Source organism: Tsuneonella sp. HG222 (genome assembly GCF_053819185.1).
Genome location: NZ_JBSOQZ010000002.1, coordinates 874,026 through 886,777, shown reverse-complemented (window position 1 = coordinate 886,777; position 12,752 = coordinate 874,026). Strand labels below are relative to the sequence as shown.

The 12,752-nt window shown below is 63.5% G+C and carries 9 protein-coding genes; 3 read left to right on the top strand and 6 right to left on the bottom strand.

Translation table 11 applies throughout. The annotated features are described in order from the left end of the window. Positions 1 to 73: 73 nt before the first annotated feature. From ACWPMZ_RS16085 to ACWPMZ_RS16075, 3 genes are read right to left on the bottom strand one after another with little or no spacing between them, the layout of a single operon-like run. On the bottom strand, positions 74 to 1,480 hold the full coding sequence (locus ACWPMZ_RS16085; RefSeq protein ID WP_455705070.1) for a mannitol dehydrogenase family protein: 1,407 nt from the start codon (positions 1,478 to 1,480) through the stop codon (positions 74 to 76). Next, a complete protein-coding gene (gene uxaC / locus ACWPMZ_RS16080) occupies positions 1,477 to 2,898 on the bottom strand; it encodes a glucuronate isomerase (RefSeq protein ID WP_455705069.1) in 1,422 nt (473 codons plus the stop codon). The genes ACWPMZ_RS16085 and uxaC overlap by 4 nt, the downstream gene beginning before the upstream one ends. Continuing rightward, complete coding sequence (locus tag ACWPMZ_RS16075; protein ID WP_455705068.1) at positions 2,895 to 3,674, bottom strand: FadR/GntR family transcriptional regulator; 780 nt, start codon at positions 3,672 to 3,674, stop codon at positions 2,895 to 2,897. Before ACWPMZ_RS16075 ends, uxaC begins: the two co-directional genes overlap by 4 nt. An 89-nt stretch (positions 3,675 to 3,763) precedes the next feature. Here ACWPMZ_RS16075 and manD point away from each other — a divergent pair, with 89 nt between their 5' ends. Genes manD through ACWPMZ_RS16060 form a run of 3 tightly spaced genes read left to right on the top strand, consistent with a single transcriptional unit; the run spans position 3,764 to position 7,758 of the window. Then, positions 3,764 to 4,972, top strand: coding sequence for a D-mannonate dehydratase ManD (gene manD / locus ACWPMZ_RS16070; protein ID WP_455705170.1), 1,209 nt, complete (start codon positions 3,764 to 3,766; stop codon positions 4,970 to 4,972). Between the two features lie 3 nt (positions 4,973 to 4,975). After that, on the top strand, positions 4,976 to 5,872 hold the full coding sequence (locus tag ACWPMZ_RS16065) for a sugar kinase (RefSeq protein WP_455705067.1): 897 nt from the start codon (positions 4,976 to 4,978) through the stop codon (positions 5,870 to 5,872). A 20-nt stretch (positions 5,873 to 5,892) separates the two neighbouring features. Beyond that, positions 5,893 to 7,758 (top strand): sulfatase-like hydrolase/transferase, encoded by a 1,866-nt coding sequence (locus ACWPMZ_RS16060; protein WP_455705066.1) that lies wholly within the window; start codon positions 5,893 to 5,895, stop codon positions 7,756 to 7,758. Here the strand turns inward: ACWPMZ_RS16060 and ACWPMZ_RS16055 are convergent. Genes ACWPMZ_RS16055 through ACWPMZ_RS16045 form a run of 3 tightly spaced genes read right to left on the bottom strand, consistent with a single transcriptional unit; the run spans position 7,741 to position 12,733 of the window. Continuing rightward, positions 7,741 to 9,021, bottom strand: a complete 1,281-nt coding sequence (locus ACWPMZ_RS16055) for an MFS transporter (RefSeq protein WP_455705065.1) — start codon at positions 9,019 to 9,021, stop codon at positions 7,741 to 7,743. The genes ACWPMZ_RS16060 and ACWPMZ_RS16055 overlap by 18 nt on opposite strands. Then, positions 9,018 to 10,052 carry a Gfo/Idh/MocA family oxidoreductase gene (locus tag ACWPMZ_RS16050; RefSeq protein ID WP_455705064.1) on the bottom strand — a complete coding sequence of 345 codons (1,035 nt, stop codon included), beginning with the start codon at positions 10,050 to 10,052 and terminating at the stop codon, positions 9,018 to 9,020. The genes ACWPMZ_RS16055 and ACWPMZ_RS16050 overlap by 4 nt, the downstream gene beginning before the upstream one ends. Continuing rightward, complete coding sequence (locus tag ACWPMZ_RS16045) at positions 10,049 to 12,733, bottom strand: glycoside hydrolase family 2 TIM barrel-domain containing protein (RefSeq protein WP_455705063.1); 2,685 nt, start codon at positions 12,731 to 12,733, stop codon at positions 10,049 to 10,051. Before ACWPMZ_RS16045 ends, ACWPMZ_RS16050 begins: the two co-directional genes overlap by 4 nt. Positions 12,734 to 12,752: the final 19 nt, after the last annotated feature.

The window sequence follows — 12,752 nt, the reverse complement described above, 5'->3', positions numbered from 1 at the left end:
TCGCGGCGACGTGACAGACAAGCGGACAGCGTCGTTCGCATGGTCGGGGGAAGATGGCCGCCGCGGTTTCAAGTCAGTATGCGCCCGCCAGCGCTTTGCGCAGAACGGCTAGATCATCGTCCGTCGCGGTCCAGCTTTGGGAAAATACGCCGCCCGGCCCGAACAATGCGGATCCTGCTTCCACCCCTGAGTTCTGGCACAACGGCGTCAGAGTAGCCGCCAGCGGCTCTTTCGCCTCCGTCGGTCCAGCCTTCAGGTAACGAAGCCAGGCGGCCAATCCCTCCAGGATGGCCGGGCACTGCCGACCTTCTCGCTGATGCGCGCGCAGTGTCGGGAACCACCGCTGCGGGATCTTCTGCGAGCCGTCCATCGCGATCTGTTCGAGCCGATGCTCAAGCGCCGCGTTGCCGAACCGCGCGAGCAAGCGCTCGGAATATGAAACCGGATCGAGACCCGCGGTCGAAGGCAGCGTCGGGGCTGCCTCGTGAAGCATCAATCTGGAGACTAGTGCGCCGATTTCCGGATCGGCGATAGCTTCGTGGACGAAGGTGTGACCCCGCTCCAGGCCACAATAGGCCAACGCAGAATGCGCGCCGTTGAGCATACGCAGCTTGGCATCCTCGTATGGCTTCACATCTGCGACAAGCTGCGCCCCGGCAACCTCCCATCGTGGCCGCGGTCCGGCAAAGCGATCCTCGACCACCCACTGCGTGAACGGCTCGGTCACGACCGCCGCTTCATCGCGAACTCCGATGCGCTGGGCGATATCCTCGACGAGCGCTTCGGTGGTGGCTGGCACGATGCGGTCGACCATCGTCGAGGGACACTTGCATTCGTTCGCAAACCAGGTGGCCAGCGAAGGAGAGACGAGATCGAGAAACTGGCCAAGAAGGTCAGCGAGCCGCTCGCCGTTTGCGGCGAGGTTGTCGCAGGAAATGATCGTCAGGCCCGGGAGGCCTTCCCGCCGCCGCGCCTCCAGGCCCCGAGCGAGAAAGCCATAAATCGTTTGGGGGCGCTCGCTGTCCGTCAGATCGTGGGCGATCTGTGCGGACGTGAGCGACAGGGTTCCATCAGGGGCTTCCAGGTATCCCTTTTCGGTGACAGTCAGGGTGACGATTTTCGTCGCCGGGGCGCTCAATGCCGCGATGACATCCCGGGGATGCTCGCTACCAACGAGCACTGTCCGCACGGCACCGACTAGGCGGGTCCTTTGTTCGGACCCGTCGCGGGCAGTGACGGTGAACAGCCCGTCCTGCGGCACAAGCTGGTTGCGGACCGCAGGTGATCGCAGAGACACGCCGCCGATCGCCCAATTGCGGTCTCCGGCATCCATGGCGCAATCGGTGTATTCTGCCTGGTGCGCGCGGTGGAAGGCGCCGAGCCCGAGATGGACGATACCAACGTCCTGCTCCTCCCGTGGGTAGGCAAAGCGCTGTACCTCGCCCGCCAGGTGAGACAGGGTGTCCGACGCCAGCCTCATAGTTTGTAAGCGGCCTTGGCGAGATTGTAGCTCAGGTCGGCCGCCAACTCCGCGGCCTCCCAATCCTGGATCCGGTGTTCGGCAACCAGCTGAGCCAGAAACCCGCAGTCGATCCGCCGAGCCACGTCGTGCCTGGCGGGGATCGACAGAAATGCCCGCGTATCGTCATTGAAGCCGACCGTGTTGTAGAATCCGGCAGTCTCGGTGACTTGCGCCCGGAAGCGGCGCATTCCTTCCGGGCTGTCGTGAAACCACCATGCCGGGCCCAACTTGAGCGCCGGGTAATGACCCGCAAGCGGCGCCAGCTCGCGCGCATACGTGGTCTCGTCCAGCGTAAACACGATCAGGCTGAAGCGAGGGTCGTTGCCGTAGCGGCCCAGCAGGGGCCGCAAGGCTGTAACGAAGTCGGTGCGCATCGGGATGTCGGCTCCCTTGTCGCGTCCGAAGCGTTCGTACAACTCGCTGTTATGGTTGCGAAAGCTGCCCGGATGGATTTGCATGACCAGGCCATCTTCCACACTCATGCCAGCCATTACGGTGAGCATGTGGGCGCGGAACAATTCGCATTGCCGCGGATCAGGCTCCGATTTCGTCACCGCTGCGAACAGCTGTTGCGCCTCTTGCCGCGACAAGTCGGCGGTGTTCGCCGTCGGATGGCCATGGTCGGTCGAAGTCGCGCCCATTTCCGCGAAGAAGGCGCGTCGTTGCCGGTGCGCCGCCAAATAACCTTCGTACGAAAAGCATTCCTGCCCGGTCATGTCCGACAGCCGAGCAAGATTGTCGTGGAAGCCTTCGAATTCCGGGTCGATCACCGGGTCGGGGCGATAGGCGGTGACGACCCTGCCGGACCAATCGCTTGCACGGATAGCCGCATGATGTCGCAAGTCATCGGTGGGCGACTCTGTCGTCGCAATCACTTCGATATTGAAGCGATCGAACAACGCACGCGGCCTAAACTCCTCGCGTGCGAGAGCCTCGGTGATGGTATCGAAATACGCATCGGACGTCGCCTCGCAAAGGAGGTCGGCAAGGCCGAAGACTTCTGCGAAAACCCAGTCGAGCCACAGACGCGACGGGGTTCCCCGAAATAGATGGTAGTTGCTAGCGAAGAGCCGCCATGCCTCGCGCGGGTCCACCCTTGGTCCGGCATAATCGCTTGGATAAAGGCCGAGACGCTCGAGACGAATGCCCTGACTGTAGAGCATGCGGAACAGGTAATGGTCCGGCATCAGCAAGAGTTCGGCGGCATTTCCGAACGGCTCGTTGGTGGCAAACCAGGCAGGATCGGTGTGGCCATGGGGGCTGATGATAGGCAACCCCGCAACCGAACCGTAAAGTTCGCGCGCGATCCCACGCACGGCCGCGTCGGTCGGGAACAGGCGATCCGGATGCAGGGCTATCGAGCGGACTTGCGTCACGTTTGTGCAGGCCGGTTGTAGCGCTGGCGAGTGGCGGCGATTGTCCGTCGGGCTTCGGCCAGGGCCCGTTCTTCGGTCGCGAAGAGCAAATAGTCGATCACATGATCGAGATGGGCCCGCATCGCAGCACGCGCAGCGCCCGGATCGCGGTTCCGCAGCGCGCTGGCGACGGCCTCGTGCTCCTCTGGCACCGGACGATTGCCGGCAACCCGCGACTTTTCGTGCAACAGGACGCAGTCCGGTGATGTGGCGCGCAACTCCCACAGTCGCTCCACCGTGTCGATGACCACCGAATTGCGGGTTGCCCGGGCGATGAGCAGATGGAAAGCGTGGTCGGCAGCCTCGCTCTCGCCCACGCCCAGATCAGGCCGGCTCATCTTTTCCAGCAAGGCGTCCAGCTCGACCAATTCCTCGTCGCTGATCTGTTCGGCGGCCAGAGCAGCGGCTTCGCCTTCGAACAGCAGCCGCGCCTCGGTCACCTCGAAGGCCGTGGCGTGGAAACCGGGTGTCTTGTCATCCGTGCCTGGCAGACGCTTCACGTAAGCGCCCGACCCGATCCGGACTTCCACCAATCCCTGCACTTCGAGCGCAATCATAGCCTCGCGAACGGCCGGTCGGCTCACCTGGTATTCGGCAGCCAGCTCACGCTCGGCCGGGAGCCGCTCGCCGACCTTGTATTTGCCTTTTGCCAGTTCGCCGATGAGCTGCCGCGCCACGCGTTCGTAGATGCGGTCGGCGCCGCTCGAAGCCAACCGGATCAAACCTTTCGATGCCATTCAACATCCTCCAAAACTGGCCTTACCATTTTACTTGAAATTGGCAAGATGGGTTGTACCACGGGATGAGTTCAACAAAGGTCATCCCGATGAAAATCGTCGCCGCCAAAGTCATCGTGACATGTCCGGGCCGCAACTTCGTTACGTTGAAGATCCAGACCGACCAAGGCGTCTACGGTATCGGTGACGCCACCCTCAACGGTCGCGAACTTTCGGTGGTATCCTATCTCGAGGAACACGTCGCGCCGACACTGATCGGCAAGGATCCCCGCCGTATCGAGGATATCTGGCAGTATCTTTACCGAGGCGCTTACTGGCGGCGCGGTCCGGTGACGATGCGGGCGATCGCGGCCGTCGACGTGGCGTTGTGGGACATCAAGGCGAAAATGGCCGGAATGCCCCTGTATCAGTTGCTCGGCGGCAAGAGCCGCGATCGCGTCATGGTCTATGGGCACGCAAACGGCGGCGATATAGCCGAAACCGTCGATGCCGTGGGCCAGTATATCGACATGGGCTACAAGGCGATCCGCGCGCAAGCCGGCGTGCCCGGCATCAAGGACGCTTATGGTGTCGGCCGCGGAAAGCTCTTTTACGAACCGGCCGATGCCGCCCTTCCCAGTGAAACCGGCTGGGATACCCGCAAGGCGCTCAATTTCGTTCCGAAGCTGTTCGACAAGCTGCGCGAAACCTACGGGTTCGATCATCACCTGCTGCACGATGGGCATCATCGTTACACCCCGCAGGAGGCGGCAAATCTGGCAAAGATGCTCGAGCCCCACCAGCTGTTCTGGCTGGAAGATGCGACCCCGGCGGAAAATCCGGAGGCGTTCAGGCTCATTCGTCAGCACACGGTGACCCCGCTGGCGGTTGGCGAAGTCTTCAACACGATCTGGGATGCCAAGGACCTGATCCAGAACCAGTTGATCGACTATATCCGCATGACCATCGTCGGCGCCGGTGGTATAACGCACCTGCGGCGCATCGCCGACCTCGCGGCGCTGTACCAGGTCCGCACCGGATGCCATGGCGCGACGGACCTGTCGCCGGTCACCATGGGAACGGCGCTCCACTTCGACACCTGGGTGCCCAATTTCGGCATCCAGGAATACATGCGGCACACGGAAGAAACCGATGCCGTCTTCCCGCATGACTACCGGTTCGAAACCGGCGACCTGATTTGCGGAGAGACGCCCGGCCACGGCGTCGATATCGATGAGGAACTGGCTGCGAAGTACCCTTACAAGCGCGCCTACCTGCCTGTCGCCCGGCTGGACGACGGTACCATGTGGAACTGGTAAGTCTTGGCCCGGATCGTCTGCTGCGGCGAAGGAATGCTCGAACTGGCCAGGGCTGAAGACGGCTGGGCGCTCGGATATGGCGGTGACACGCTCAATACCGCAATCCATCTCGCCCGAGCAGGGCATCAGGTTCGTTTCCTCTCCGCGATAGGCTCCGACCCCTTCAGCGAGCAGCTCCGGGCCCAATGGACGGCCGAGGGCCTGGACCTTTCGTTGCTTGCCTCGCACCCCAGCCGCCATGCAGGCCTCTATGCGATCACGACCGACGCCCAGGGGGAGCGATCGTTCACCTATTGGCGAGAGACCAGCGCCGCGCGCGATCTCTTCCGGCTTTTCCAGCCGAAAGATCTCGCATCGGCGATCGGCGCGGTAGACCTGTTCTGCTTTTCGCTGATCAGCCTGGCGATCCTTTCGCCTGACGACCGCATGCAGCTCCTGAACCTGGTGGGCGATCTACGCGCGCAGGGGTGCAGGATAGCCTTTGACGGCAATTACCGCCCGCGGCTTTGGGAAAGTCCTTCTGCGGCGCGTAGCGCCCACAAGGCGGCCATCGAACTGTCAGACATCGGCCTGCCCACACTTGATGACGAACGACAGCTCTGGGGCGCCCAGGATGCCCAGTCGGTCACCGCATTCTGGGCGGGTCTGGGTTGCGGGGAAGTGATCGTAAAACTCGGGGCCGACGGTTGTCTCTTGCCCAACGGAAGCAGTCTCGCTCCGGCTGCCGTTGTCGAGCCCGTCGATTCGTCCGGCGCGGGCGATGCATTCAATGGGGGTTATCTCGGAGCCCGAGCCATTGGCGAATCTGTCGAAGATGCCGCCGCCGCCGGTCATCGCCTTGCCGGTTGGTGCGTCATGCAGCGTGGAGCGATCCCCCGTTCACCAGACCGGGAAGCTTGATCGCACGGCAAAGGATCATCATGTCGACCAGCAGAAGAGACATATTGCGTGGCACCGTGGGGGCAGCACTGTCGGCCTCCGTATCGCCATCAGCAGCCACAACGGCGGATCGTCCGAATATCCTCTGGCTGGTAAGCGAAGACAACAACCCATTCTTGGGCGCATATGGCGACCGCATGGCGCGCACACCCAACCTTGACGCGTTGGCGAGCCGCGGCATCCTGTTCGAACACGCTTACGCCAACTTTCCGGTCTGCGCCCCTTCGCGCTTCACCTTGCTGACCGGTGTCTACGCATCATCGTGCTCACCAGCTCAACACATGCGCGCCGTCGCGAGGTTGCCACAGGCGCTCGACATCTATCCCGCGTTGATGCGGAACGCGGGGTATTATTGCACAAACGCCGACAAGACCGACTACAACTGCGATGTCGATCCGGCTACCATCTGGGATGAGAGTTCGCCCCGGGCGCACTGGCGCAACCGGCCGCAAGGCAAGCCTTTTCTGGCTGTGTTCAACAGTAACACCACCCACGAATCCCGTCAGTTTGCCAAGGCCCCGGGTGCTGATCGCTTTGGGTCATTCGAGATTCCGCAGTACCTGCCCGACACGCCGGAGCTGCAGGCCGACTTTGCCAATTACTATCAGCTGATCTCGTTGATGGACGGTGAGATGGGCGCGCGGCTCGAGGACCTCGCCAACGATGGCCTGGCTGGCGACACGATCGTCTGTTACTACAGCGACAACGGCGGCGCGCTGCCCCGTAGCAAGCGATACTGCTACGAGGAAGGATTACGGGTCCCGTTGATCGTATACGTGCCACCGCGCTGGCAGCATCTTTCCCCCTTCGCTGCGCGCTCCGTCGCCCGGAGCCCAGTCAGCCTGATCGACTTGCCGCCAACGCTGCTATCGATTGCCGGCCTGAAGGCTCCTAGATCGATGCAAGGGCGGGCGTTCTTGGGGGCTCATCGGCAACCTCCGTCCCGGTTCGCGTTCGGGATGCGCAACCGCATGGACGAGCGTTACGATTTCGTTCGCACAGTTACCGACGGACGCTACCGCTACATTCGGAACTACATGCCGCACCGCAAGCTGGGCATGCGCGTCGATTTCGAGTGGCTGACGAAAGGTTACCAGTCGCTCGAGCGGGCTCACCTCGCCGGCGAACTGAACGACGAGCAAGAACGTTTCTTCAGGCCCAAGGCGTTCGAGGAACTCTACGACCTGGATGCCGACCCAGACCAGATGGACAACCTGGCCGGAACATCGACGCACAAGGCAATACAGCACCGACTTCGGCGGGTCCTCGACCGCCATATGCTGGAGATGCGCGACAACGGCTTCATACCGGAAGGTTCGCCGCTCGAAGGATATGAGACGGCGCAGGACCCTGTGGCATATCCCCTGCGGTCCATCATGGTCTTGGCCCAGTCGGCCGCCCGTTCTGCCGATAAAAAGTCCGGCTTGTTCGCAAAGCGGCTGTCCCATCCCAATGGAGCGATGAGGTACTGGGCGGCTACCGGACTGCTCATTCAGCGGGAAGCTGCGCGTTCCCATGCCGACGCATTGCTCAACAGTGCCCTGCATGATGACTGGCCATCAGTGCGGGTCGTTGCAGCGGAGGCACTGTGCAATGTGGGCAAGACGTCGGAAGGGTTGGCCGTTCTAGGTGGGATCGCCACCGACACGACCCTGGAATTTCCTGCCCGTCTTCAGAGCCTCAATGCCATCGAGGAGCTCGGTACCTTGGCATTGCCGCTGTTGGCGCAGCTGCGGCCGTTGGCCGCCGACGCCAATGAATACCTGTCGCGCGCTGCCGGGTCAGCTGTCGCCAAGCTGGCGGGTACGTACACGCCCGAACAAAGCTTCTCACGCCGGCCCGGCTGATCCTCCAACCTCGGCCTTGCGCTGGCGCAGCAGGGCCCACAACACCGCCGCGCCGATGAGGTCCAGACCTGCCAGCGCGACGAACAGGGGATCATAGCCGAAGGTGTCGGCACTTTTGCCGATCGCGAACGTGAACAGCATGCCGCCGATCCAAGCGAGCGAGCCCGCCATCCCGGTCGCGGTGCCGACCGTGCGGGTGTCGAACAGGTCCGAACAGAGGGTGACCAGCGCTCCGTTCAGCATCTGGTGCGCGAAGCCGCCGATGCAGAACAAGGCGATCGCCATCGCGGGAGACGTCGCCAGGCCGATGCATGCGGGGCCGAGCATGCACAGCGCGCCGATTGTCATCGTCACCTTGCGCGAGGTGAGCAGCGACGCCCCGCGGCGCATGAGCGCCGGAGGAAGCAGGCCTGCGGCAAGCGAACCGAAGTCCGCCGCAAGGAACGGGAGCCAGGCCCACAGGGCAATGCTTTTCAGGTCGAGGTTCCAAACCGCGACGAGATAGAGCGGGATGAAGAAGTTGAAAGTCTGCCAGGCCGGTTCGGCCAAGAAACGAGGAACCGCGATGGCCCAGAAGCCGCGCGACTTGAGCACTTCCTTGCGCGTCGCAGGCTGGCCGCCGACATCGGTGTTCTCCGCTAGGCCGGCTTCGATCTTGCGCCGTTCGGCGGCGGAAAGGCGCGGGTGATTGGCAGGCGTGCGATAGCCTACCCACCACATCGCCGCCCACACCAGGCTAAGTGCGCCAGTGACGAGGAAGGCAGATTCCCAGCCCCACCACAGGATGCAGAAGGCGACGAGCGGCGGTGCAATCATGTTGCCGACGCTGGTACCCATCTGGAAGGCGCTGGTGGCGAGCGGTCGTTCGCGCGGCGGAAACCACTCGGAGACCGTCTTGGCGCCCGCTGGAATGGCGGCTGCCTCTGTCGCGCCGAGCAGCCCGCGGAAGAAAGCAAGACTCGGCCAGCCGGTGGCGAAGGCGTGGGCCATGTTGGACAAAGCCCAGCCGATCGCGAACAGGAAGAATCCCAGCCGCGTACCCAGCGCATCGAGCACTCCCCCCGCGACCGTCTGCATGATCGTGTAGGTTGCCTGGAAGGCGAGCACGACCCAGCTGTACTCCTCGGTCGACATGTCGAATTCGGCCTGCAGCGTGGGCGCTGCCACCGACAGGGTCGAACGGGCCAGGTAGTTGAGGATCGTCCCCAGCGTGACCAGACCGATGATCCACCAGCGCAGGTTTCCTTCGCGCAGAAACTTCATGCCATCGATCCTGTTCTGGGAAGCACCGCGCCGTTGCCTGCACCTTGCCTGTCGGTCGCTACGAGCTTGCCTTGCTCGGCGCTCTCCTGCGCGGCGTTAATCAGGCGCACGCCGGCAAGCGCATCGGCGGGCCTGACCGGTAGGGCAGCGCCGTCTCGTATTGCGCCAGCGACTTGCCGGTAGAATTCCAGGTACCTGCCACGTTCGGTCATGATCAATTCTGGTGGCGCGGACGCGAGCGTCAATGTCCCGTGCTGGGCATCGGGCTCAACACCGAAATCGTCATCCAGTTGATCGCTCCCCGCGGCAAGCGCGGCTTCCTGCGGATCGAGGCCGAATTTGACGAAGCTTCCAGCCGTTCCATGTACCCCGAACCGGGGCCGTGGGCTGGCTATAAGGTTGGAGGCCGACAGGACCACGCGCATCGCCCCGAAGTGGAAGGTCAGCGCGAAGAAGTCGTCAACCCGCGCGCCTGCTCGCTGAGCGGAGATATCGGCTTGAACGGCATCGGGCATACCGAATAGAACTAGCATCTGGTCGACCAGATGAGGTCCAAGGTTCCACAGCGTGCCCGCACCGGCCGACGGCTCCTCTCGCCACCCGTCCGGGACCTGTGGGCGGAAGCGATCCCAGTGTGCCTCGAACAACTGGACCGTTCCCAACCGCTGCGCTGCCAAGATAGCGCGAACCGTCAGGAAGTCTCCGTCCCACCGCCTGTTGTGGAATACGGTGAGCACTCTGTCCTGCCGCTGCGCGAGGTCGACGATGCGCTCCCCTGACTGAAGATCCAGCGCGAACGGCTTGTCGATCACCACGTGCTTGCCCGCGCGCAAGGCCTGCTCGGCCAGATCGACATGGCTGTCGTTCGGGGTCGCTATCACGATCAGATCGATCGCCGGATCGGCGATCAGCGATGCGGCGTCCGCTCGACCTGCTACGGCGACGAGGTCCAGTTCGGGCACGGCGCCGATCAGCGGGGCATGGAAGACGCGCCCCGCCATGCCGCGACCAAGAACGGCGGTCCGGATCACGAGCCGGACATCACCTCTACCGTCGAGACGATTGCACTACCCGCCCTGGGCCGGAAGTGCAGGTCCAGGCCGCTGTTACCCACGGTCACCCGGAAGTTGCGTTTCACTTCGGTCAATGCGCCCCCTGCGGCACGGGCGATGTCGAACCCTTCCAGCAAAGGGCGCCCGTTGGCGATGACATCGAAGGTGCGGGGAGTGTCGCCGGCAGCCTTGGGCTCCACGAACGTCAGCACGACCGTGTAACGGCCCCGCGCGAGCGGCAACCTGTAGTAGAAGTCGCCTTCCCTGAAAGTTGCGACCGTATCGCGGCTCTGGGTGCCATTGATCGACGCCTTCACCGCGGTGCGTCCCCTGCCACCCGGAGTGTCGGCCGTTCCCGCCGTTCCCCCATGAAAGAACGCGTCCGATCCGAAGCGCACCGGCGCGGCCGGTGCCATGATCGCCCCGCTATCGATGCGGAAGGATTGGGACGATGCGGCGCCAAGCGTCCAGTTCACCGTGTCGCTGGCCGCACCGCCGGCGAAATCGCCGCTGGCGACGAGCTGATTATTCCCCTCGGAGAGCTTCACCGCCGCCCATACGCAAATGCGATCCGGACAGTCGCTCCTGGCCCCAAGCGCGCGGCCATTGAGCGAAAGTGTGGTGCTTGGAGCGTTGCTGTAAACCCGCACGTCCGCCACCGGATAGGCGCGATCGGTATAACGGCGGCCGGTGATATGGACCGTCGGAGTGGCGGCCCAGTTCGCTTTGTAGAAGTAGAACGCATCCTTTTTGACCTGCCGGTCGTAGGTCACCAGGCCCTTGGTGTTGATGTCCTGGGAGTCGCCTTCTCGGCGCACCGTCGATCCGAAGTCGAAGCCATTCCACAGCCATGTCGCCCACAGGTATGGCTTGGTCTTGACGACTTTCCACGTCTCCTCGTGGACCCAGGTCTGGTATTCTTCCGGCTGCGTCCGACCGGCAGATTCGATCGGCCCGCCGAGCGGATCGTCAGCGTGCATGGTGACGTCGCCCCCCGCGCCGTACTCGCTCAGCGAAAGCGGTTGGCCCGGGTGCTTTGCCCGCAGGCGATCAAGGTGCGCGTCCAGTTCCGACGGCTTGCCATAATACCAGCCGAAGTACCTGTTGGCGCCTGATGCGTCGACAGCATCGACGATGTCCGGCACAGCGACCATGCCGCGTTCCTCGCAGCAATTCGCGACCGCGGTTGGCCGGCCCGGATCCTCTGCCTTGGCGAGCTGGTTCAGTTCGGCGAGCAGGCTCATGGGATCGGGAACGGCGGAGGGCGGACGGCCGAGAAAGTCGGGGCGGCCGGGGCCGAAATCGACTTCGTTCGCCAGACCCCACACCGCCACGGAGGCGTGATTGTAATTCTGGCGGATCAGTTCCTGCAACTGCAAGCGGGCATTGGCGAGGAGATCGGGCGAAGCGGTCTGATCCTCGCCCAGGGTCCATGCGGTCACGACCGCGATCTCGTCCCACAAGATCAAGCCGGTTCGATCGGCGACCTCGTGGATCGGGCGGCCGTGCTGGTAGTGCGTCAGGCGGATCGTATTGGCGCCCATTTCGCGCAGTATCGCGACCGTTTCCTCGACTTCCCGTTCGCCGAGGGCCCAGCCTTTCCCCTCCCAATCCTGGTGCAGCCCGACGCCATGGAGCCGCAGGGGCTTGCCGTTGAGAAAGAACCCCTGCTCGGGATCGAGACGCATCGTACGGATGCCGAACGGCTGCTCGATCGCATCGAGGATTTTGCCATCGCTCGCGCGAATTTCCGTGCGCAGAGTGTAGAGGTAGGGGTCTGCCGTGCCCTGCCACAGCCGGGCTCGCGGTACCTCCAGTTGCTGCACCGGCTCCGCAGAACCACGTTGCGCCAGCGCGAAGGTCTGTTCGGCTTGCGCCGCGAGCGCACCGGTCGCCTCTAGAAGCTGCGTCACCAGCCGGATCTCGCCGCCTGCAGCGCCATTGTTGCGGACCCGCGTTCTTACTTCGACCGCGGCGTTGCCGCCCTCGATTGTCTTGGTCGTCGCGTAAGCGCCAGGACCGCCGAAATCGAGCATGTCGATGTGGACGGGATCAGTGAACACCAGGCTGACCGGCCGGTAGAGCCCACCGTGGATGAAGAAGTCACCCGTCAGCGGGAACGTGGCGGGCGTTTGCGCCGTCGCGGAAGGTTGCGTGTTGTCGACCCGAACCCACAACAGATTGTCTTCGCCCGCGCGCAAGGCGCCCGTCACGTCGAACCGAAACCGGGAAAAGGCACCGCGGTGCTCACCCAGTCGGACCCCATTCAACCAGACCTCTGCGGTGCGGCTGGCGGCGTCGAACTGCAACCAGGCGCGCTGCCTGTCGGGGTTGCCCGGCGCACGGAAGCTGAGGCTGTACCAGCCAACCCCTTGCGCCTTGTTGATGTTTTCAGCGCGGTCGATGTGGGTCGCCGGGTCGGGAAGGTAATAGCCGACGCGGTTCCAGGTGTGCGGGACGGAGACCTGTTCCCAACCCGAACCGGACGTGTCGGCCGGCGGCGTCGGACTGGCATCGCCCATCTTGAACCGCCATCCGTCGGTCAGCATGACGGTTCGACGGGGCGTCTCGCCGCCCGCTTGAGCTGGGCTGTAGCCCGGCACCGCCAGGCACAGGATCGCGGCCAGCAGTGTCATCCGGCGGACAACCAATGTGAACATTCCCGACACTCCCACGAAG